This window comes from Raoultibacter massiliensis (assembly GCF_900199545.1).
In the GTDB taxonomy this organism is placed as follows: domain Bacteria; phylum Actinomycetota; class Coriobacteriia; order Coriobacteriales; family Eggerthellaceae; genus Raoultibacter; species Raoultibacter massiliensis.
Map to the genome: position 1 here is coordinate 516,906 of NZ_LT962670.1, position 22,321 is coordinate 539,226.

General features: G+C 58.5%; 17 protein-coding genes. 13 read left to right on the forward strand and 4 right to left on the reverse strand.

All coding sequences use genetic code 11. From position 1 onward, the window contains the following. Positions 1-96: 96 nt before the first annotated feature. A complete protein-coding gene (locus tag C1719_RS02115) occupies positions 97-861 on the reverse strand; it encodes a class I SAM-dependent methyltransferase (protein WP_102373584.1) in 765 nt (254 codons plus the stop codon). 348 nt (positions 862-1,209) lie between these two features. Between C1719_RS02115 and C1719_RS02120 the strand changes: the two genes are divergently transcribed. From C1719_RS02120 to C1719_RS02130, 3 genes are all read left to right on the forward strand, one after another. After that, complete coding sequence (locus C1719_RS02120) at positions 1,210-3,300, forward strand: glutamine synthetase III family protein (protein WP_102373585.1); 2,091 nt, start codon at positions 1,210-1,212, stop codon at positions 3,298-3,300. 99 nt (positions 3,301-3,399) lie between these two features. Next, positions 3,400-4,842, forward strand: coding sequence for a helix-turn-helix transcriptional regulator (locus tag C1719_RS02125; protein WP_102373586.1), 1,443 nt, complete (start codon positions 3,400-3,402; stop codon positions 4,840-4,842). A 200-nt stretch (positions 4,843-5,042) separates the two neighbouring features. Beyond that, positions 5,043-6,755, forward strand: a complete 1,713-nt coding sequence (locus C1719_RS02130; RefSeq protein ID WP_102373587.1) for an FAD-dependent oxidoreductase — start codon at positions 5,043-5,045, stop codon at positions 6,753-6,755. 173 nt (positions 6,756-6,928) lie between these two features. On the opposite strand, the gene C1719_RS02135 is transcribed toward C1719_RS02130, so the two are convergent. Further along, positions 6,929-8,230 (reverse strand): sensor histidine kinase, encoded by a 1,302-nt coding sequence (locus tag C1719_RS02135; RefSeq protein WP_245874260.1) that lies wholly within the window; start codon positions 8,228-8,230, stop codon positions 6,929-6,931. Positions 8,231-8,262: 32 nt separating this feature from the next. Then, complete coding sequence (locus C1719_RS02140) at positions 8,263-9,015, reverse strand: response regulator transcription factor (RefSeq protein ID WP_102373966.1); 753 nt, start codon at positions 9,013-9,015, stop codon at positions 8,263-8,265. Between the two features lie 235 nt (positions 9,016-9,250). On the opposite strand from C1719_RS02140, the gene C1719_RS02145 reads away from it, so the two are divergent. The 3 genes from C1719_RS02145 to C1719_RS02155 are packed head-to-tail and all read left to right on the forward strand — an operon-like array spanning position 9,251 to position 13,030. Beyond that, positions 9,251-10,234: a polyphosphate polymerase domain-containing protein gene (locus C1719_RS02145; protein WP_102373588.1), complete on the forward strand. Its 984-nt coding sequence runs from the start codon at positions 9,251-9,253 to the stop codon at positions 10,232-10,234. Beyond that, on the forward strand, positions 10,227-10,922 hold the full coding sequence (locus C1719_RS02150) for a DUF4956 domain-containing protein (protein WP_102373589.1): 696 nt from the start codon (positions 10,227-10,229) through the stop codon (positions 10,920-10,922). Before C1719_RS02145 ends, C1719_RS02150 begins: the two co-directional genes overlap by 8 nt. Positions 10,923-10,924: 2 nt before the next feature. Continuing rightward, positions 10,925-13,030: a carbohydrate-binding domain-containing protein gene (locus C1719_RS02155; RefSeq protein WP_102373590.1), complete on the forward strand. Its 2,106-nt coding sequence runs from the start codon at positions 10,925-10,927 to the stop codon at positions 13,028-13,030. Between the two features lie 11 nt (positions 13,031-13,041). Here the strand turns inward: C1719_RS02155 and C1719_RS02160 are convergent, their stop codons facing one another. Further along, a complete protein-coding gene (locus C1719_RS02160) occupies positions 13,042-14,388 on the reverse strand; it encodes a helix-turn-helix transcriptional regulator (protein ID WP_180963425.1) in 1,347 nt (448 codons plus the stop codon). Positions 14,389-14,718: 330 nt separating this feature from the next. On the opposite strand from C1719_RS02160, the gene C1719_RS02165 reads away from it, so the two are divergent. From C1719_RS02165 to C1719_RS02195, 7 genes are all read left to right on the forward strand, one after another. Continuing rightward, positions 14,719-16,620, forward strand: coding sequence for an FAD-binding protein (locus C1719_RS02165; protein WP_245874326.1), 1,902 nt, complete (start codon positions 14,719-14,721; stop codon positions 16,618-16,620). 205 nt (positions 16,621-16,825) lie between these two features. Continuing rightward, on the forward strand, positions 16,826-17,749 hold the full coding sequence (locus C1719_RS02170) for a branched-chain amino acid transaminase (protein ID WP_102373593.1): 924 nt from the start codon (positions 16,826-16,828) through the stop codon (positions 17,747-17,749). A gap of 153 nt (positions 17,750-17,902) precedes the next feature. Next, positions 17,903-19,489 (forward strand): citramalate synthase, encoded by a 1,587-nt coding sequence (cimA, locus tag C1719_RS02175; protein WP_102373594.1) that lies wholly within the window; start codon positions 17,903-17,905, stop codon positions 19,487-19,489. Then, the gene (locus C1719_RS02180; RefSeq protein ID WP_102373595.1) at positions 19,490-19,783 is read left to right on the forward strand and encodes a YerC/YecD family TrpR-related protein; all 294 of its coding nucleotides are present in this window, start codon (positions 19,490-19,492) and stop codon (positions 19,781-19,783) included. It abuts the gene before it with no gap. Positions 19,784-20,028: 245 nt separating this feature from the next. After that, the gene (locus tag C1719_RS02185; RefSeq protein WP_102373596.1) at positions 20,029-20,532 is read left to right on the forward strand and encodes a MarR family winged helix-turn-helix transcriptional regulator; all 504 of its coding nucleotides are present in this window, start codon (positions 20,029-20,031) and stop codon (positions 20,530-20,532) included. A gap of 286 nt (positions 20,533-20,818) precedes the next feature. Then, positions 20,819-21,667 carry a PTS sugar transporter subunit IIC gene (locus C1719_RS16295; protein WP_425439800.1) on the forward strand — a complete coding sequence of 283 codons (849 nt, stop codon included), beginning with the start codon at positions 20,819-20,821 and terminating at the stop codon, positions 21,665-21,667. Further along, complete coding sequence (locus tag C1719_RS02195) at positions 21,592-22,206, forward strand: PTS sugar transporter subunit IIC (RefSeq protein WP_245874328.1); 615 nt, start codon at positions 21,592-21,594, stop codon at positions 22,204-22,206. The genes C1719_RS16295 and C1719_RS02195 overlap by 76 nt, the downstream gene beginning before the upstream one ends. Positions 22,207-22,321: the final 115 nt, after the last annotated feature.

The window sequence follows — 22,321 nt, forward strand, 5'->3', positions numbered from 1 at the left end:
GCCCATCATACTCGTTAAGCGGCGCATGTGATCATGCCGATAGGCTGAAATTACATGTACGCCCGCCGAACAGCGCATGATGACGCCGGAAGCCCTCTATTTGACCGCAGTATGCACTGCGGCGATGCCTCCTGTGAAGTTTCGCCACGCGACGTCGTGGAATCCGGCATCTTCGAGCATGCCGGCGAATGTCGTTTGATCGGGGAAAGCCTTGATCGATTTGCTCAGGTACACGAACCCTTCCTTGTCGCCGGTAATGAGTCCGCCCCAAAACGGGATCATGTGCTTGAGGTAGAATCCGTACAACGCCCGCCAAACAGGGTTGGGTGGCGTTGAGAATTCGAGGCACACGAGCGTGCCGCCAGGCTTGAGCACGCGGTGGATCTCGCCCAGCGCGCGATTCCGATCGGGCATGTTGCGAATGCCGTAGGCCATGGTCACGATATCGTAGCTGTCGTCGTCGTAGGGGATGTTCTGGGCGTCGACCACCTCGAAATCGATTGGCACGCCGCATCCCGATCCTTCGTCGTAATGCGTTTTCGCCACCTCGAGCATTTCGGGAACAAGATCGGTGATCTGGATATGCGCAGGATGCGCAGAGCAGGCGATGGTGAACGAGACGTCTCCCGTGCCCCCCGCGATATCGAGGATGCTGCTCTCTTCGGTGATCGGGGCTGCTTCTATCATGCCTTTGAGCCAGCCTTTGTATGCGCCGAAGCTCGATATGGCATTGAACCGCTCGTACTTCTTGGCGATGGCGGAGAATATCTCGTACACGCGCTGCGACGAGATCTCCGCGGGCGCTTCTTTGCCGGTGGCGGTATCGATGGTATGCGGTTCTGCGGTGGTTCCTGCTGTCATGACGTCCTTCCGGCAGTTCTCTGCGCGATTGTCTTCGGGCAATCACCGATGATACCCGAACTGAGCGGTTTTGCCGAGAAAATGTGCTGCTTTCGGGTGCGAGCCTTCGGCGTGCGCCGAGACGTTTGCGGCAGCCGATCGCAGCCGTCTTGGCGCGATCGGCGAAATGAAAAGTTCTCGGCTCCGAAAACTGCCCGAAACATTGCGCCGATAGTTTGGTAACGGCAAGTTAATCGTGTGTATTGATGCGACCTCGTGATATTGTATCGGTCTATAAAACAGAAAGACCGTTGCTCGGCATCGAACACGCTGTCTGCGAAAAGGCAACAGGTGAGGAGTGTTAACAACATGGCGAAAGTTTCAGAAAACTACGGCACGATGGTTTTCAACGACTACACGATGCAGGAGCGCTTGCCCTCTGCAACGTACAAGACTTTGGCGAAAACCATCAAGGAGGGAAAGCCCCTCGACGAGGAGGTTGCCAACGTCGTCGCCCATGCGATGAAGGAATGGGCGATCGAGCGCGGGGCTACGCACTACACGCACTGGTTCCAGCCCCTTTCCGGCATCACTTCCGAAAAGCACGACAGCTTCCTCGATCCGACGGCCGACGGTCGCGCCATCATGACGTTTTCGGGTAAAGAGCTCATTCAGGGCGAACCCGACGCATCGAGCTTCCCCTCGGGGGGCTTGCGCGCAACGTTCGAGGCGCGCGGCTACACCGCTTGGGATCCTACGAGCTACGCGTTCATCAAGGACGAAGTGCTCTGCATCCCCACGGCGTTCTGCTCCTATACCGGCGAGGCGCTCGACAAGAAGACGCCGCTTCTGCGTTCGATGAGCGCGATCGAAGTGCAGGCGAAGCGCGTACTTGCGCACTTCGGAGACGGTGACAAGCATGTGGTGACCACGGTTGGCTCCGAGCAGGAGTATTTCCTTATCTCCGAAAAAGACTACGCGCAGCGCCAGGACCTCGTTTTGACCGGCCGCACGCTGTTCGGCGCACCGCCGTGCAAAGGCCAAGAGCTCGAAGAGCATTACTTCGGAGCCATCCGCCCCTCGGTCAACGAGTTCATGAAGGAGCTCGACAACGAGCTGTGGGCGCTCGGCGTGCCGGCAAAGACCAAGCACAACGAGGTCGCTCCCGCGCAGCACGAGCTCGCGCCCATCTACACCAACACGAACCGCGCCATCGACGAAAATCTGCTTACCATGGAGAAGATGCGCCTTCTGGCATCGCACTACGGGCTTGTCTGCCTGCAGCACGAGAAGCCGTTCGAGGGCATCAACGGTTCGGGCAAGCACAACAACTGGTCCATTTCGGCAGGCAAGGTGAACCTGCTCGACCCGGGCGACACCCCTATGGACAACCTGCGTTTCCTGGTGTTTCTCACCGGCGTCATCCAGGCCGTTGACGAATACCAAGAGCTGCTTCGCATGTCGGTTGCCTCTGCGGGCAACGATCATCGCTTGGGTGCGAACGAGGCGCCGCCTGCGATCATCTCGATCTTCTTGGGCGACGAGCTCGGCGAGATCGTCGATGCGCTCATCGACGGCCATGAGTACTGCAACGCCGAGAAGGTTGCCATGGACTTGGGCGTGGCGGTGCTGCCGAACTTCCTCAAAGACAACACCGATCGCAATCGCACGAGCCCGTTCGCGTTCACCGGCAACAAGTTCGAGTTCCGCATGCCCGGTTCGGCGGTGAACCTGTCCGATGCGAACATGATCCTCAACACGGCCATGGCGAAGAGCCTTAAGGAATTCGCCGATGAAATGGAAGGCAAGGAGGGTGCCGAATTCGAGGCGGCCGCCATCGCTTACGTCAAGCGCACGCTCACCGATCACCAGCGTATCATCTTCAACGGCAACGGCTATTCCGACGAATGGCCGATCGAAGCGGAAAAGCGCGGGCTTGCGAACCATCGCACGACCGCCGATGCCCTGCCATGCTACATCGATCAGAAGAGCATCGATCTGTTCGAAGAGTTCGGCGTGCTCAACGAGGCCGAGGTGCACAGCCGCTACGAAGTGAAGCTCGAGAAATACAACAAGCTTCTGAACATCGAAATCCGCGTGATGAAGCGCATGGCGCGCCGTACGTACTTGCCCGCTATCAACGAATACATCGGCGAGCTCGCTTCGACGCTCAATTCGATCAAGGCGGCGGCTCCTGGAGCCGATACGACCCAGCAGGAAGAGACGCTCGGCAAACTGCTCGACGGCGTGGCGAAGGCGTTCTCGGCGCTCAAGGCGCTCGATACGTTCCATAAGGAAGTCGAGGCGCTCGAGGACGAGCAGGAGAAGGCGAACCGCTACGCGCACGAGGGAACGCCGCTCATGGAGGCGCTGCGCACCGAGATCGATCTGCTTGAGAAGCTCACCGATCGCGATCACTGGCCGGTTCCCACCTACAACGATATCCTGTTCTACGTTTAGGGCAGTTCCGGTAACGGGAAACGGAACAGCGCCGCCCGTTGGCTCGGGCGGCGCTTCGTCGTGGTACAGGAATGGCGTTGCGGACGGAAGCGGGGTGATATGGATACGCAGAAAAGCAAAGAAGGCTATCGCGCGGCGCTCAACTGGCCGCTGCTCATCGCCGGCATCTCCTATTGGGGATACGTTAACCTGCTGTTTTCGTTTTCGAGTATTCACCCGAGCGAAGCTGCCCCCAGCGGTCCCGATGCCATATGGTTCTATTCGCTGTTCGGAAATCTCGTGGCCCTGTTCTTGGCGGCCCTCAGGCCGAGCAAAGAAGCGCATGCGGTCGGAAACGCTGCGTGGGTGACCGTCTCCTGCGCTTTTCTGGTAGTGGGTGCCTCGATGTTGTTCGCGATCAAACTGCAGTTGCTCGCTCCAGTGCTTCTTCCGCTCGCAGGCGCTCTGGCTGGTTTCGGCACGGGCTTCTCCTTCGTCTTCTTCGCAGAGCTTTTTTCGGGTATGCGGCTTCAGATGGTGCTGCTCTACGCAGGTGCGCATCAATTCTTCGGCGTCCTGCTCTATCTCGTCATCGCGCTCTTGCCTCCTGCTTTCGTCCTCGGGTTTACGGTTGTGCTGATACTGGTGTACGGGTTTTTGTTCGCTCGGCTCGGGAACTCCCAGAAAGGAGCGCCCGGCGCGCTCATCGACCGCGTGGTCGTGCAAAGCGACGTGACCCTTCCGGTATTCGTCGTGGCGGCGTTGTTCGTCGGCGCTTGCTATGGGCTCGTTCGGGCGCTCACGATAGGTTTCACGCCGACGATGACCGTGCTTTCGCCGACGGACTCCCTCGGCGGCTTGGCCGGCGGAGCGTTGCTGATGCTGAGCGCGCTGTTGTTCATTAAGAAGAATCCCGCGGAGTACCTGTACCAGATCGCCATTCCGGTTCTTGCTCTTGGGTTGGTGACGGTGCCGTTGCTAGCGTCGGGGATTCCCGTCGCTCTGCCGATCCTCTTGGCGTGTTCGTCGTATTTTTACGGGCTGCTCTGGTTCTTCGTCGTGCTTGCATGCGCGAACTCTACGACGTCGGTTACGCGTATCGGTGCGCTGTCGTTTTTCTGCTTTCAGCTCGGTCAGCTTATGGGCACGATTCTGATCGGCGCGATACCCGATGTCGCCATGGGGCTGTACGCCGTGAGCGTGGTCGCTCTTTTCGCGGCAGTCGTTCTTCTCGTGCTCGTTTTCTCGAAGCAGAAGAAATCCGAGCTCTTGTTGCTGAAGAAAGCCGAAGAGTCGAAGTTCGAACTCGGCTGCGAGCGGGTGGTTCGGGCATTTGCGCTCACCCAACGCGAAAGCGAGATATTCCGACTGCTTGCCCTCGGCGTCAATGCCAAGCAGATCGCCAAGCGCTTGGTGCTATCCGAGAACACGGTGAAGACCCATATTCGCCATATTTACCAGAAACTGGGAATCCATTCGAGAAGCGAAATGGAAGAGCTGCTCGACGAGGAAACCGCTGCGCTCGGCCGTGATGGCGCCTCGATCGGATTGCCCTTTTCGTAGCGCACGTGCACCGATTGGTCCGAACCGCCCATAGGTATCGTGATCAGCTCAAACAGACGTATCACCCTTGGGTGGTGATACGTCTGTTTTTAAGTTCATCACTGAAAAGCGAGTTACAGACTCCCTTGCTTTCCGCATAGTGCACGGTGAAACGCGATGGTGCGTTTCCGAAAGGGAAGCGAAAGAAGAAAGAGGGAGATATGGGTAACAAAGCATGCGTCGATCGCCGCGGGTTTCTCAAGGGGTCGGTTGCCATTGGCGCGGTAACCGCGCTTGGCGCTCTTGCGGGGTGCAGTCCTCAGCAGGGGGGGCAGCCGGAAGCAGCTTCTGCGGCGGCATCGTCTGAGGGGGTTACCGCTTCTGTCGTGGAAGGCAAATGGGCGTTCGAGATTCCCCCCGAGCCGATTGCGGAGAGCGATATCGCGGAAACGGTGGAAGACGATATCATCGTCATCGGAGCTGGGGTCTCGGGCCTTGTGACGGCGCTGGCTGCGGCGGAAGAGGGCGCGTCGGTCACGCTCATATGCGCGGGCACGGCGCCGGTTGCCCGTGGCGGTACGTTCCATGCGTTCAAAAGCAGGCTTCTTGACGAGGTCGGGTTGAGCGATCCTTACGGCGCCAATATCGGCGAGTTCTTCAAAAAGGAAATGATGGCATCGAGTTGGAACATCGATCAGCGCAAATGGTATCGCTTCTACAATCATAGCGAAGAGACCATGAACTGGCTGCTCGACAAAGTGGAAGCTGCGGGATACGAGTGCGTGATCGAGAATTTCGTCGCCGATGAGAGCGCTGGCGTCAACACGTCTGTGGTCGGCGGCCACAGCTTCATGGGCGGGGAGATCGTATCGACCGGCATGGGCGGACCTTTGGTCGTTGAGGTTCTGGTTGCCGAAGGCGAGCGTGCGGGCGTGAAGTACCTTTATTCGACGACTGCCAAGCAGCTTGTCCGCGAGGATGACGGTGCGGGCCGGGTGAGTGCGGTCATCGCCGAGAACCCCGACGGGGCGTACGTGAAGTATGCAGGAAAAAAGGGCATCGTCATGGCGACGGGCGATTTTTCGGGAGACCGGGAGATGGTCGCCAAATACTGTCCGAGCGTACTGCCGTTTCTGAACGACAACAAAGACACCTACGACGCCCAGTTCCAGTTCGGCGGCTTGATGCCCGGCGACGGTCACAAGATGGGACTCTGGATCGGCGCAGCGTGGCAGCATAGCTCGTTGTGCACGCCCATGGTGTTCACGGGCGGCCCTGGTGCCACGGCCTCGCCATCGACTGGGTTGTTGCTTGATGCCCGAGGAGAGCGTTTCGGCAACGAGGATATGACCAACAGCTTCTTGGCAAACGCCCTGATGCAACTTCCCGATCAGGCAGCCTATGGAATCTGGGATACGGGTGCGGCGTCGTTTTTCAAATGGCCTGCGGCGGCGCCGTACGGGTCGGGTACCATGACGCCCGAGGATGTTATCGCAGGGTGGGAGACGGCTTGCACGCAAAGCAACCCCACCATGGTGAAAGGCGAGACCGTCGAAGAGGTTGCTGAGCTGCTCGGGCTGCCGATTGACGAGGCGGTCAAGGCGGTGGCGCGGTACTCCGAACTTGCCGAGGCCGGCGTCGATGAGGATTTCCACAAGAGGCCGCAGCTGCTCAGCCCGATCACGACGGGCCCCTTCTATGGGATGAAGTACAAAGGCGAGGATATGCTCACCATCATGGGAGGACTGCGCACGAATGCCGACATGCAGGTGTGCGACGCCGACGACAACCCCATCGAAGGGTTGTATAACGTGGGAACGATGGTCGGAGACATGTACAGCAATCTCTATACGCTGCTGGTGCCCGGTTTCAATCTGGGGTCCACCTGCTTGACGTTCGGGTATCTGACCGGCAAGTCTTTGGCCAAGGCGTAGCCGGGCGCCTTCGGAGAATCGGAGCAGCTCGCTTTTTGCGTGATAATGCGGGGGCTCGACCGGGACGGTTCCGGTCGAGCCCCCGCTTGCGGTATGCGCCTGTTCGGTAGGCCTGCCTGTGGGCTTCCAAAGCGGGTTGTGCAGGGGAGGCGTCCTGAGACGCTTGATCCGCCCTATTGAGCGACATCGGGATCGCAGGCGAGTTTCGCATCCCACGCGACGACGAACACGGTGCTTTCGGCTTCCGAGCTGCGGGCGGAGATGGTGCCGCCGTGCTCCTCGGCCACCTCGCGTGCGATGGCAAGGCCGAGGCCGTAGCCTCCGATGCTGCGTTCGCGCGCCTTGTCAGCTCGGTAGAAGCGGTCGAAGATGCGAGGCAAGTCCGCCTCTGGGATCGGTGTTCCCGAGTTAGCGACACGCAGTTCGATGCGCTGCGACGTGCTTGCGAGTGCGACCTCGATGCGACCGCCATCGCCTGCGTACTTGTACGCGTTGTCCAGAAGCGTGCTGATAAGCCGCTCGAGGCGCAGAGCATTGCCCGTGATCCAGATGCCTTCCTCGACGTTTGAAGCCACGTCGATTTCCCTCTCGTAGGCAAGCGATTCGAACTGCAGCAGGTTGCGCTCGACCATGTCGCTCAGATTGATCGGCGTGTGGATACGGTCTCTCTTCGGCGCATCCGTGCTTGCCAGGAAGAGCATGTCTTCCACCAGCTTCTGCATGTTTTCGGCCTCTGTTTCGATCGCCTCCACCCATTGGCTCTGGCTTGCCACGGTTTTTTCGGGGTGCTTGAGCAGAATCGAAGCATTTGCAAGCATAACGGTAAGCGGCGTTTTGAGCTCGTGAGATGCATCGGCGACGAACTGCTGCTGCTTGTTCCAGGACTCTTCGACGGGTTTGAGGGCCCATTTTGAAAAGAAGAGGCTGATTGCAAAAAAAGCCAGCAGGGCGATGATGCCTACGCCGGCAAGGGTAAGGGCAAGCGTCTGCCATTCTTCGGCTGACCCTTTGTCGGCGAATGCGACGAAGGCTCCGTTTTCGTTGGTGTGTTTGACGTAGAAGAGGCCGACCGGGTCGAGCAAGCCCGATCCGTCAGGAACCGAGGCGATTTGCTCGGCTGCCTGCAAAAGCACATCGTCGGTCATGGAGGCGGTTGTGGCGTCGGAGACCGCAGCAAGCGTCCCGTCTGATTCGATCTCGTATACGGCAACGGGGATGAAGCGCTTGCCCTCGCCCTTTCCGCCGATTTCGAACGGCATTCTGCCGTCGGTTTCGGCGGACGATTCGCCCGACCGATCGCTCGTGGCGGGGGAAATCGCAGAAGCGAGCGGTTCTTTTTTTGGCATGGTGTCATGATCGATTGCGGATTCGAGCGTTGCGTAAACGTCGGCAACCGCCTGTTGGTAGTTGATGACGCAGATGATGGAGAAAATGGCAAGCAGCACAACGGCTACCATCGCCATGATGATGGCCACGAATTTGACTCGGAGCTTTTTCAGCGTGGCGTCTATGAAGCCGCCCTCGCTTCGGATCGGGAAACCTCGGCGGATGTGCCGCTCGTTGCCTGGTCGCCGGCATTATCGTTTCCGCTTTCGGCGACAAGCCGATAGCCGGCTTTGCGCAGCGTTTCGATCACCGCGCGAGAGCCGAGAAACTTGAGCTTTTTCCTCAAAAACGAGATGTACGCTTCGACGTTGTTGTCCTCGGCGCTCGATTCGATGCCCCACACTTTGGCGATGAGCGTTTCCTTCGAAATAACCTGGTTGGGGTTGAGCATGAGGATCTTCAGGATGGAGAATTCCTTCAAGCCGAGATGGATGGTTTTCTTGCTGCAGGAGAGATCGAAGCTTTCGAGGTTCAGTGAAATATCGGCGAATTCCACGGTTTCGAACACGATTTCGCCCTGTCGGCGGGTTAGCGCCCGCAGATGGGCGAGTAGCTCGGCAGGCGAGAACGGCTTTGTCATGTAATCGTCGGCTCCGCTGTCGAGTCCGGTGATCTTTTCGGGGATAGCGTCGCGTGCGGTAAGCATGAGAACGGGCGTGATCACTTTGCGGCGGCGCAGCTCGGCCACGACATCGAACCCGTTCATTTTGGGAAGCATTACATCGAGGATGATGACGTCGTAGATATCGCTCTCGCCGTAATCGAGGCCGGAGGCGCCATCGTGAACGAGATCGACTCCATAGCCGTTCTCTTCGAGTATGTGCCCAAGGGCGGCTGCGAGGCGCGCGTCGTCTTCGACGACGAGGATCTGCATGATGTCGCGCTCCTTTCCGCCGGTCTTGCGGGCTTCGGCGTTCGTGTTTATCGTGCCGTCTCCATTGTAGCCGCTTGTCTTAAATTGCCCTGAAACTCCATCCGCCCCGTGAACGGATCGCCGGTGTTTTCCGCATTCAGGGCAATTTAAGGTAGCAGCTTTAGCATATTCCACGATCGGAACCTCCGCATGCCTTTCGAGTGCCGAGGTGCCGTCAAGGGAAAGGAAAGACGACATGACTACGTTTTCAGATGTTTTCGCACGCAAGGAGATGAAGTACCGCCTGAAGCCCGGGCAGCACAGCCGCGTGCTTGCTGCGGTCGAGGAGCGCCTCGAGCTTTCGGAATTCGGGTTTTCGACGGTGCGGAGCCTCTATTTCGATACGCCTGAATATGGGCTGATCGAGCGCTCGCTCGACAAACCCCTCTATAAGGAGAAGCTTCGCTTGCGCGTGTACGGCGAGCCCGCCGACGATGCTCAGGCGTTCGTCGAGATTAAAAAGAAGTTCAAGAGAATCGTCTACAAAAGACGCGTATCGATGACGCTCGCGGCGGCTCGGGCATATCTATCGGGCGAATCCTACGAGCGTGCGTGCGCCGCTAATCCACTTGCCGACCCGCTGGCGGCGGAGCAGTCGCTTTCGGGCCGGAGCATCCAGATAGCGCACGAGATCGATTTCTTCCGCGAGCGTTATGGAAGGCTCGCTCCCTCGATGCTCGTTGTATGCGACCGCAGCGCATATGCCGATCCTTCGGGCAGCGAGCTGCGGATCACCTTCGATACCGGCATTTCGGCCGACCCGAATGCGAAGGCTCTCGCAGATTCCTGCGGGTTGGCTCCGCTGATCGGTCCTGGTGAGGTGATCATGGAAATCAAGAATGCTGGCCCTTTGCCCTCATGGCTTGCTGCCGAGCTCAGCGCGGCGCATGCATACCCGCAGTCGTTCTCGAAATACGGGACGGCATACCTTTCGCTCTTGGGAGGGGCGCCGTTGGCGGTGCGCAGCCAGGTGGCGGTTTCGGCTTCGGAGCGCGGATGTGCGGTGCGGGGAGCGGGCCCTTCCGTCGCACGCCTCGCGCAAGAATATGGAAAATCAGGACGCCACACGGGCGTTGCCGATGTCGATCGCGGAGGAGCGGTCGTCGGTAGGCAGGTGGGCGCGAAAGCGATCCGCGGACGTCATGCGCGCGTAAACGAGAGGAGCGGGACCTGTGCTTGATTCAATGTTCACATCGGTATTCGGAACGAGCGAGGCGCTTGTCGGCAGCGTTTCGTCGATCGATTTTCTCCTATGCTGCGGCGTATCGATTGCGCTCGGCTGCCTTGTGGCCCTCATCTACATGTTCAAGCACAACTACTCCAAGAACTTCGTGGTAACGCTTGCCCTGCTTCCGCTCATCGTGCAGATGGTCATCACGCTCGTCAACGGCAACATCGGCGCGGGCATCGCCGTCATGGGCGTGTTCAACCTTGTTCGGTTCCGCTCCATCCCCGGCAGCGCCAAGGATATCGGCAGCGTGTTCTTCGCAATGGCGATCGGCCTTGCTACGGGCATGGGATATCTGTGGCTTGCGGCTGCATTCACCGTGATCGTGGGTATCGCGAACGTCGTGTACGTTATCTCCCCGTTCGGCAAGAAGAAGGAGCCGGGAAAGTCGCTCAAAATCACGATTCCCGAAGATCTCGATTACACGGGCCTCTTCGACGACGTGTTCGATCGCTATACCGCGGCGCACGAGCTCATCGAGGTGCAGACCACCAACATGGGAAGCCTCTTTCTGCTCGAATACGAGATCCGGCTCAAAGGCCCCGAATACGAGAAGGGCATGATCGACGAACTGCGCTACCGAAACGGAAACCTCAAGATAACGTGCGGCAGAATGGCCGCCGCAAGGGATGTGCTGTAGCTATGAGAACCCATCTTCCATATAAGAAAACACGCAAGACGGTTGGAGCCTCCATTGTGGCAATCGGGCTTTCGGCAGCGCTGTGCCTGCCGGGATGTTCGACATCGGATGCCACGAGCGCCGACACGGCGAGCGTTTCTGGTTCGTCGGTCTCGTCGGATACGACAACGGCGAGCAGCGATGTCGTATCGGCTGCCGATATCGCAGGTATGGATTTCGAATACACCGATCGCGATCAGGATTCGACCTACGATGAAGCGTCTGCCACACATGTCGCGCTCTCGCAATCGGGCTCGACGGTCGAGGGGTCGGGAGCGGTTGTCGACGGTTCGACGGTGACGATAACCGACGAGGGAACCTATATCGTATCGGGCGAGCTGACCGACGGGCAGCTTGTGGTGGAAACCGACGATACCGTGAAGGTGCAGATCGTGTTCGACGGCGTAACCATCCACAACGAAGACGGCCCCGCCGTCTACATCAAGCAGACTGATAAGTGCTTCATCACGCTTGCCGACGGCTCGAAGAACACGCTGACAGACGGCGCGGAGTATGTGCTCGAGGATGATTCCGACGAACCGTATGCAACGCTGTTCAGCAGGGAAGACCTGACGATCAACGGGTCGGGCGCGCTCAGCGTGACGAGCTCGTATCGGCATGCCGTTTGCTCCAAAGACGATCTCGTAATCACGGGCGGCACCTATACCGTGGATGCGGTCGAGGACGGGTTGCGCGGCCGCGATTGCGTGAAGATCCTCGATGGAACGTTTAGCGTTGTCGCCGGAGGAGATTGCATCAAATCGAACAAGGGCACCGATGAGGTGCGCGGATTCGTGTCCATCGACGGCGGAACGTTCAACCTTGTGGCGGGAGACGACGGCATACAAGCGGTCACCTACCTTCGCGTCACGGGCGGAACAGTGGTGATCGACGCTGCCGACGATGCGATGCACAGCGATCTCGACGCCCTGATTTCGGGTGGCGATATCACCATCAACGCGGGCGACGATGCGGTGCATGCCGAAACCTCGCTCGCCATCGACGGCGGCATGATCGACATCCAAAGCTGCTACGAGGGCTACGAGGCCGAGAAGCTCTACATTAACGGCGGCGACACCCATATCGTCGCAAGCGACGATGCCATCAACGCCGCTGCGGCCGAAACGCCCGCCGACAAGGCGGCGGCGGAAGCAAGCAGCACGAGCGCTTCGGATAGCGCCGCAGACGGTGCCGCAACTGCCGAAGATCCCGACGCGGCGGGGGGGGAGCCGCCGACGGGCGAGGGGGCAACCACCGACGGTGCAGCTATCGCGGATGGCGAGATGCCGAGCGGGCCTGACGGAGCCGATGTCGCAACTGGCGAGGTGCCTGCGATGCCCGAAGACGGAACCGCGCCTACGGGTGAAGCGCCAACGGGCGGCATGGGTCCGGGCGGCGGGTCGTTCGGGGGATCGAACGAGGAATCCAGCGAGCGCATGCAGAACGGCGGCATGCCCGACAACGCGTTCGCCGAGGGTGGAGCCACGATGGGCGATGAGAACTGCCTCATCCAGATCACAGGCGGCTACACGGTGCTCGAAGCCGATGGCGACGCAGTCGATTCGAACGGATACGTTGAAATCACGGGCGGCGTGCTTTTGGTCTCGGGGCCCACGAGCGGCGGCGACGGCGCATTCGACTACGACCTGTCCGCAACCATAACGGGCGGAACGGTTCTCATGGTCGGCTCGACGGGCATGGCGCAGAACTTTACGAGCGGCGAGCAGCCCTTCTCGTTCAATACGATAAGCGGCAGTGCGAACCAGTCGGTCGCCATCACCGACGAGGAGGGCAACGTGCTTGTATCCTACACGCCGACCAAGCAATTCGGCATGGTGCTTGCAAGCTCGCCAGCCTTCGAGGAAGGCGGCACCTACCAGCTGGTCGTCGGCGGCGCGGTTTCCGGCGCGAACGCCGATGGCTACACCGACGCGGGCGCGGTTTCCGGCGGCATCGCAACCGAGATCACCGCTTCGACCACCGCGACCGGCGGCATGGGCGGCCTCGGCAGGGGAGGAGGCGGCATGCCCGCCGGCCAGGGCGGCGACGTTCAGCGCGGCATGCGCTAGACTGTTGTATGCTACAGGATCTCGTCACGCATGCTGGCTGCGCGATCGACGAGATCCTGTTTTGTATGTACGTTTGCCTTGCGATAGATGCTCTTTGCATGCGATTGTACTGTGCTGTCGCTTACATAGAGCAGTGATGCGATTCTCTTGTACGTGTTGCCCTCCAAGAGAAGAGTTAGAACTTCGGTTTCTTTGTCGGTGAGTCCGTATTCGCCTTTCATCATCGTGGCGACGACTGCGGCCTCTGAGCCGCCCGCGTCTGCTTGTTCGCTGCGCGGCAGGTATTTGACGACGATGGAGGAGAGAAACCCAAAAAGAAACACGCCAAGAAGGAAGCCCATCAAAAGGGATAGAAGTCCCCAGAAATCACTGTATGAGACGCTGAAGAGGGAAGCGCAAAAGGGAACAGCAAGATAACTGATGAAACTGCTTGCCGCTGTCGGGAGGACGAATCTGATAAGAATGGTGGCTTCCGGATTGGTTTTCGGCGCTGCTTCGATAAGGACAAGCATATACAGCAAAAGCGAGAAGCACGATTTGCTTGTTTGCATGAGACCCGTTCCAGCGAAAAACCAGCTTTGCTGAAATATCGTTGCGATGAAAATTCCCTCAAACAATACGACGGCCAATACGACTATGAGTGAGAACTTGATTCTCTCCATATGTTTTGACAGGCCTATGATCACGAGAAGCGATGCCGTGACGCCAATGTTGAGCGTGTCGCGGATTAAGGTATCGAACGAGGGTTGGTACGAAACTGAGCCGAGATTTATAAACCCGGTGGCGATACTGCTCACCAGGAAAAGGACGAGTACGAGAACATAGAGACTGCCTCCCTTCCGAGAGCTCCCTGATGCTTGGTTGCAGCTTGGAGTTTTGGCAGAAACTTGCCGTGAGCACGCATACCATGCAAGAGCTGAGAGCGCTGGAGCTCCGATTGGTCTGATGAGGTCGAAGGGCGAAGGAAGGTATGAGAGATATCCGATGAAGAAGCTGACGGTGTACGAGGCGGCAAGAACAAGCAGCAAGCGCTTGGGCGATGCCCCCATTTCGCGAATCAAGATCGAGCCCCACGCAAAAGGCAACACCACATAGGCGCATGCAAGGGCAATGGAGTCTGCTATGAGGATGCCGATATGCGGTGTTCCCGAGAAAAGAAAAACCACCAAGCTCAATGTGCTTGCCGCGAAACAAGACGCCATGGGGAAGGCGTTGGAGGTCAAGCGTCTCTTCGCTCCTTTTGCCGAAGCGAATGCGAATCCTAAAGAAAGAACGACTGCCGTGGCAATAAAGACCCATAGTTCGATTTGGCTTTGGATTTCCCCGACAGTCGAGGGAGAGAAAATAAAGCCGACCACGCTGTTCCTCAGCATTGGCCACCAAAACGCCATGCCGAGCGTTGCGAAAACTATAGTTTTGCGCTCCCCTTTTCCCATAGTGAAAGAATAGCACGGCTTGTCCGCTTTGGCTCGATTTGCAGCTGCAGATTTGGCGTGGCGAAAAGGCACCAGAGCAAAATTACATGTTTTATGGGAGGCGTTTCCAGACCCAAAAAGGCTTTTATGGGATGCCCTCATCCTTTTGGAATGGGAGCATGCGATTCGCCGATGCAGCTGTGTGCTTTCGGGCTCTGCCGCTGTGGGGATGGATATGATTCTGCGGACTAAGGAGGATTCATCATGGAGGGTATGTATACAAGGAGAGGATTCATCACGGGTTCGGCGATTGCCACTACGGGCATCCTGGGAGCCTCCCTGCTTGGGGGATGCAGTCCCCAAGCGTCGTCGGCAGGAGAGCTCAAAAGCGACGGGGCCTTTGAAAAGAGCGTGGATTGGAGTGCCGAATACGATGTTGTCGTAGTTGGTTTCGGGGGAGCGGGCGCAAACAGCGCCATCGCCGCGGCCGACGAGGGGGCGAAGGTTCTTCTTATCGAGAAAGCGCCCGAATCCGAGGCGGGCGGTAACTCGATCGCCTGCATGCAGTTGCTGTGCTGGTCGGAGGATCTTGATGATGCGATTTCCTACGTAAAAGCAATGCGCGGCGACTACAATACGCCGAGCGATGCCATCATCGAAGCATACTGCAAGGAAATGGTTGAAAACAAAAAATGGATAGAATACCTCGGCGCTGAGGAGCCTGCGTTTGTCGAGGGGAAGATCGAATACCCCGAAATGGAAGGGTCGGAATCATTTAGGGTGATAACTGTTCATGAGGGTCGTGGCGACGGTGCGGCCTACAAGCTGTTTCGGCAGGCTGTAGCGGATAGGTCCGATAACATCGACGTTTGGTATGAGGCGGCTGGTACGCATCTTATTCAGGATCCGCTTACGAAAATCGTTCACGGTATCGAAATCGAAGTCGATGGGCAAACCGTAAATGTTCGTGCAAGGGGCGGTGTGATTTTGACCACGGGTGGCTACGAATCGAACGATGAAATGCTCGAAAGCTACAATGGGTATCATGGATGGAAATCGCTTGGCCGCTCTCTCCATAACACCGGAGACGGCATCAGGATGGCCATGGAGGTGGGATGCGATCTATGGCATATGGGAAACATGCAAACGAACAATTTCGAGTTCGTCGATCCCGATACGCTTGACTGCACGTGGAAGTACGATAGCGATTTAAAGGGCATTCTCGTTGGAGGGAACGGTACGCGGTTTATCAGTGAAACGGATACGGGAGCCACTAATCATGGGCACCTCAACTATGCCGGCACATGGCATGTCCCCGTTTTGCCTGAAGTGACATATGAAGTCCTTGATCAAGCGATATTCCAAAAAGGGCCGCTGTATAAATCGTGGTCGTCTGATGGACGGGAAGAGATCGAAAAAGGGTGGATTCTCAAAGCGGAGACGCTTGAAGAGCTCGCTTCTCTTATGGGATTCGATGAGGAGGCTGCCCAAAACCTTATCGCCGAGACGGAAAAATGGAATCGTTTCTGTGCGGAAGGAGTTGATCTGGCCTTTGGGAGAAAGGGTGACCTGAGCCCGATCAGCGAAGCTCCGTTTTATGCAGTCAAATTAACTCATACTTTGGTGAACACGCAGGGCGGGCCGGTTAAAAACGAGAAGGGCGAAGTGCTCACGCCCAGAGGCGAAGCGATTCCCCACCTGTACGAAGCAGGCGAGTTAGGGGACATTTGGTCGAACCATTACCAAGGGTCATGCAATCTGGGGGGCGGTATGATATTCGGTCGTATTTCCGGACGAAATGCGGCTGCCGCAAAAACCGACAACCTGCAGGAGTCGGTTATGGATGGCATGCCCAATTTTGCGCCTTCCACGTTGGCGGTGTTTGGGCAAGAGGTTGATAAATCGCAGTACGAAGTTGAAAGCGGTGAAAGCATCGGCGTAGCTGAAGGGAAAAAGGGCCCGATTGTTGTGAGGGTTTCTTCAGATGGGTCAGCGATTACTGGTGTGGAAATACTTGAGCAAAGCGAAACGCCATCCATCGCCGGCGATGCCATCGTGTCGATCCCTGCGGCGATAGCCGAAAAGGGGACGCTCGATGTCGATATCGTTTCGGGCGCGACGATAACGAGCAAGGCGATTATTGCTGCGGTGGAGGATGCTTTGGGCGGCGAATAGCTACGATATGCGGCTTTGTTCGGTCGATAATGGCCAGGCGGGCAGATCTCCGCAAAGAGGTTCTGCCCGCGCTGCCGTCCGCCAATCTGTGCCTTTCGTTGATTAATTCTCCCGCTGCCAGAAAACTTCTCTCGCTTTAGCCGATTGGAGTACAATGAACAGATTCATCAACCTGCCCAAACGGCGAGAAGAGAAGGGATCTGGGATGGCTGACATAACACCAGTCGACTACATCTGGAAAAATGGCGAGATGGTGCCGTGGGCAGAGGCCAACACGCACGTACTCTCGCATTCGCTCCACTACGGTTCGGGTGTATTCGAGGGTATTCGCTGCTACCAGGATCCCGATTCCAAGAAGAGCTACGTATTCCGCCTGCGCGACCATATGGAGCGTCTGCACCGCAGCTGCAAGATGGTTTTGATCGACCTGCCGTACACGGTGGACGAGCTGTGCGATGCAACGGTGGAGCTCATCCGCAAGAACAACCTGCCCGCCTGCTACATCCGCCCGATCGTGTACCGCGGGTACGGCGTCATGGGCGTCGATCCGACGGGCGCTCCGGCCGATGTCGCCATCGCCGTATGGCCGTGGGACAGCTATCTTGGGGCAGACGCGCTTGAGAACGGCGTTGCCGTGGGCGTGTCGTCATGGCGCCAGCGTTCGAACAACGCGATCCCGCCCGCGATCAAGGCCACGGCGTCGTATATGAACTCGATCCTCGCCAAGCTCGAGGCGAAGTCGCATGGGTATGCGGAAGCCATCATGCTCAACGAGGCGGGGCTCGTGTGCGAAGGCACCGGCGAGAACCTGTTCGTCGTCCGCGACGGCATCCTTTCGACGCCGCCGCTTTCCGACGGCCTGCTCGAGGGCATCACGCGCGACACGGTGCTGTGCCTTGCCGATGATCTCGAGATTCCGTCTGTCGAAGAGAGCCTGACGCGTTCTGATCTCTACATTGCCGATGAGGTGTTCATGACCGGCTCCGCTGCCGAGCTGACTCCCATCGGAAGCGTCGACGGTCGCGTGGTCGGCAAGCCCGGCGACATCACGAGGGCCTTGCAGGAGCGTTTCTTCGATCTTGTGTACGGCCGCATCGAGGAGTACGCAGACTGGCTGATCGAGATTTAGAACCGATCATGAATCAGAGCGAAGCCGCTTGTGCACCGTTTCGGCGGATTGCAGCCAAGCGGTTTCGTTTTCCCCTTACGTGCAGGCGCTCTTTCGTTGCGACCGCGTCTGCGCGATGAAGCAACCCGCCGATCCTAAAGGGAGCGAAGCCGCATGGAACAGCGCATACTGACATACGACAGCACGCTACGCGACGGGGAGCAGAGCGAGGGCATCACGCTTTCCCTCGAAGACAAACTGCGCATCGTCGAGCGGCTCGATGCCTTCGGAGTCGATTACATCGAAGGCGGCTACCCGGCTTCCAATCCCAAAGACATCGCATTCTTCAAGCGCGTGCAGGATATGGATCTCAAACACGCGAAGATCGCCGCATTCGGATCTACCTGCAAAAAGGGTACGGCTCCCGAAGACGACAGGGGCCTTGCCGATCTGCTTTCGAGCGGAGCGCCGGTCGTCACCATCGTGGGCAAGACATGGGACGAGCAGGTGACTCGCGCGCTCATGACGTCGCTTGATGAAAACCTGCGAATGATCGGCGAGTCGATCGCCTACCTCAAATCAAAGGACGTGCGCGTCGTGTTCGACGCCGAGCACTTCTTCGATGGATACAAGGCGAACCCCGATTACGCCATGGCGTGCGTTTCGGCGGCAAGCAGCGCGGGAGCCGATTCGATCGATCTGTGCGAAACCAACGGCGGCGCCCTTCCCTTCGAAGTGGAGGAAATCGTCCGTGCCGTCACCGAAGCCCTTCCCGGCCAGCAGATCGGCATCCACTGCCATAACGACACGGGCTGTGCGGTTGCCAACACGCTTGCCGCCGTCCGTGCGGGCGCGACGCAGGTTCAGGGCACCGTCAACGGGTTCGGGGAGCGTGTGGGCAACTGCGACATCCTCACGACCATCGCCGATCTTGAACTCAAGATGGGGCTGTCGACGGTGGGTCCTGAGAATCTGCGGCAGCTTACGGCGGTATCGCAGTTCGTGGCGGAGACGTGCAACATGTCGGTTCCGACGCATCACCCCTATACCGGTGCATCGGCGTTCGCGCACAAGGGCGGCCTCCATGCGAGCGCCATCGCCCGTTTCCCCGAAGCCTACGAGCATGCCGACCCCCAGCTTGTCGGAAACACGACCCGTATGCTCGTCAGCGAACTTGCGGGCAAGGCTTCGCTTGTCGCAAAGGCGAAGAGCCTCGGCATCGATCTTTCCGATAAACCTGAAAAGACCCAGGAGATTCTCGACACCATCAAGGAGCGGGAGCACGAGGGGTATTCGTACGAAGTTGCGGACGGTTCGCTTGCGATTCTGCTGCAGACGCATCTCGGCAGGTTCAAATCCCATTTCCGGCTCGAGAGCTTTCGCGTGATCGTGGACGACTACGAGGATTCTGGCGCTCGGGCGAAGGATGCCATGAGCGAGGCGACGATCAAGATCCATGTGGGCGATCACCGTTTCGTGGCAACAGGGGAGGGGACGGGTCCCGTTGGCGCTCTCGATACCGCACTGCGCATGGCGATCACCGAGTTCTATCCCGAAGTCGCGGGCATCGAGTTGGTGGACTTCAAGGTGCGCATTCTCGACGAGAATGTGGGAACCGATGCGATCACGCGCGTTGTCATCACTTCGCGCGATGCGAACGGCGTGTGGGGCACGATCGGCGTTTCCGAGAATATCATCGAGGCTTCGTGGAACGCGCTCGTTGATTCAGTCGAATACGGTTTGATGAGGATGGGGAGATAAATGAGCGATCTCAGAACACCCGAGGTTGAGAACCTCGCTTTCGCACTTGCGAAGATCGATGATCCCGATACCGTGTTCGCGCTTCTCGAGGACATGTGTACGATTCGGGAGATCAAGGAAACCTCCCAGCGCCTCGACGTTGCGCGATTGCTTGCCGCGGGCAAGTCCTATTCGGCTATCGAGCAGATAACGGGTGCGTCGGCGACGACGATCGCACGCGTGTCGAAATGCCTCTCGTACGGCTCGGGCGGCTATGCGGCCGCTTTGGAAATCCTCAAGGAGCACGGCGAGTAGCGTCCGTTTCGGAGGCGGCGAATCGCGCTCGAGGATCTCGGCGGACCGCATATCGCACGCAGGGCATTTCACGGCAAGTCTAAGGCGGAGCCCTCCGTTGCACCTCCTTGCATGCCAAGTAAACATAAGAACTTCTATATATGGATAAATCTTGTATTATGGTAATAAATTATATATTTTACTCGGAAGTACGCGATAATACGGTATATTTACTATAAAATAAGTATCAATTAAAGGGGATTCTTTTGGAGCGAGGCGGTGGCACGGTATCGGGCAAACACGCTGATTCGGTTTATTACCGTGTCCTTGACGACGCTCTGTCGCTTTCGGAGAAGATCGAGCAGATGGGCAGGAAGCGGTTCGACGAGCTGACGGGAAGGCAGATCATGTTTCTTGCCATGATCAGCTCGTTCGACGAAAAGCCCTCCTTGGGAGATATGGCGCGCAAGGCGCGATGCTCCCATCAGAATGCGAAAACGGTGCTCGGGGCCCTGCACAAGAAAGGGTTCCTCGATTTCAAACTCGATGCCGACGATCAGCGCGTTTTGCGCATCCATCTGACGAAAAAAGGGAGAGTCGTCGGCTTGCGTGCTTTGGAAGAGCTCGACAGGCTGGTGAGCCGCATCGGGGAAAACGTCGATCGCGAAGCCGCCGAGGCGTTCGCCGATGTGATAGCCGAGCTGTCCGAAGTGTTCGGCGGCACGTTCTCGCTTATGGGAGACGGCCAAGAGGAGCAGGCCGCATTGTAGCGAGCCGTTTGCCGTTCTCGGCCGACCCGTTTGCCCTTCGCATCGTTCGGTCGCGGCACGAATGCCGGGATCGCCGCAGCGGATGGCGGCATCCACGATACAATAACCTCTCAATGAAAAGGTGCGCCATGGCGGCGGCAGGCCGAAGGGCCGTGCGCGCAGGCGCAATCGTGCGGCGAAGCGCCGCGTGAGGGGAATTTCAATGAGCATATCGACAACGATGCGCGCCCTGCGGGGCGGCGTTGCGGCGATTGGAAAACCGATTCGGATGGCAGATGGCGAAACCATGGAAGACGAGCCGGATAAACAGGGCCCGAAACGTATTGGCAAGGGGCGGGTTGGGAGTTTTCTCGAACGCAAGAATATCGAGATATCCCCAAAGCGCTACGGGGTCGATGCTCTTTCGGCCATGGCGCAGGGTCTGTTCGCGTCGCTTCTGATCGGGACCATCCTCGCGACGATCGGCGAGCAAGCGGGCGTCGAATCGCTTGTTACCATCGGCGGCTTTGCGAAGGCGGCCACGGGGTTTGCAATGGCGGTGTCCATCGGCTTTGCCTTGCAATGCCCCCCGCTCGTTCTGTTCTCGCTAGCGGCTGTGGGCGGTGCGGCGAACGACCTCGGCGGCGCGGGCGGTCCTCTTGCCGTGCTGATCGTGTGCATCTTCGCCGCTGAAGCGGGCAAAGCGGTTTCGGGGGAGACTAAAATCGACATCCTCGTCACCCCCATTGCGACGATCTGCATCGGCGTCGGGCTGTCGCTGTGGTGGGCGCCTGCGATCGGCGCTGCCGCGAGCGCGGTGGGCGGGGCCATCATGTGGGCGACCGATCTGCAGCCGTTTCTCATGGGGCTGATCGTTTCGGTTCTCGTCGGCGTTGCGCTGACGCTGCCCATCAGCTCGGCTGCGATCTGCGCCGCCTTGGGTCTCACGGGGCTTGCCGGCGGGGCGGGGGGTTGCGGGTGCGGGGCCCCGCTGGGCGGGGTTGGGGTGATGGGGGTNTCGTCACCCCCATTGCGACGATCTGCATCGGCGTCGGGCTGTCGCTGTGGTGGGCGCCTGCGATCGGCGCTGCCGCGAGCGCGGTGGGCGGGGCCATCATGTGGGCGACCGATCTGCAGCCGTTTCTCATGGGGCTGATCGTTTCGGTTCTCGTCGGCGTTGCGCTGACGCTGCCCATCAGCTCGGCTGCGATCTGCGCCGCCTTGGGTCTCACGGGGCTTGCCGGCGGGGCGGCGGTTGCCGGTTGCTGCGCCCAGATGGTCGGGTTTGCGGTCATGAGCTTTCGGGAAAACGGCATCGGGGGTTTGGTTGCCCAGGGCATCGGCACCTCGATGCTCCAGATGGGCAATATCGTGAAGAACCCGCGCATCTGGATTCCCCCTACGGTCGCGGCGGCCATCACCGGTCCGCTTGCGACATGCGTGTTCGGCTTGCAGATGAACGGTCCTGCCGTTGCGTCGGGCATGGGCACGTGCGGCCTTGTGGGCCAGATCGGCGTGTATACGGGATGGGTCGGCGATGTGGCCACTGGGCTTAAGCCGGCTATAACCGCGTTCGATTGGCTGGGTCTTTTGCTCGTCTGCTTTATCCTACCCGCGGTTCTCACCTGGGCTATCGGTTTGCTTCTGAGGCGTTGGGGCTGGATTAAGCAGGGGGATCTCAAGCTCGATTTGTAATCGGTTGCAGCAGGCTGCCGCAACTGGACGTGCCATTTACCCAGAAATATTTGTAATATGTTCTCTAAGAGAAAAAAAGCATGGTATTCTATGTAAGATATTACTATCTGATGAA

Bases quoted from the DNA above. Each gene is read 5' to 3' on its own strand.
- C1719_RS02115 (WP_102373584.1), bottom strand. From the start codon at position 861: ATGACAGCAGGAACCACCGCAGAACCGCATACCATCGATACCGCCACC.
- C1719_RS02120 (WP_102373585.1), top strand. From the start codon at position 1,210: ATGGCGAAAGTTTCAGAAAACTACGGCACGATGGTTTTCAACGACTAC.
- C1719_RS02125 (WP_102373586.1), top strand. From the start codon at position 3,400: ATGGATACGCAGAAAAGCAAAGAAGGCTATCGCGCGGCGCTCAACTGG.
- C1719_RS02130 (WP_102373587.1), top strand. From the start codon at position 5,043: ATGGGTAACAAAGCATGCGTCGATCGCCGCGGGTTTCTCAAGGGGTCG.
- C1719_RS02140 (WP_102373966.1), bottom strand. From the start codon at position 9,015: ATGCAGATCCTCGTCGTCGAAGACGACGCGCGCCTCGCAGCCGCCCTT.
- C1719_RS02145 (WP_102373588.1), top strand. From the start codon at position 9,251: ATGACTACGTTTTCAGATGTTTTCGCACGCAAGGAGATGAAGTACCGC.
- C1719_RS02155 (WP_102373590.1), top strand. From the start codon at position 10,925: ATGAGAACCCATCTTCCATATAAGAAAACACGCAAGACGGTTGGAGCC.
- C1719_RS02165 (WP_245874326.1), top strand. From the start codon at position 14,719: ATGTATACAAGGAGAGGATTCATCACGGGTTCGGCGATTGCCACTACG.
- C1719_RS02170 (WP_102373593.1), top strand. From the start codon at position 16,826: ATGGCTGACATAACACCAGTCGACTACATCTGGAAAAATGGCGAGATG.
- cimA (WP_102373594.1), top strand. From the start codon at position 17,903: ATGGAACAGCGCATACTGACATACGACAGCACGCTACGCGACGGGGAG.
- C1719_RS02180 (WP_102373595.1), top strand. From the start codon at position 19,490: ATGAGCGATCTCAGAACACCCGAGGTTGAGAACCTCGCTTTCGCACTT.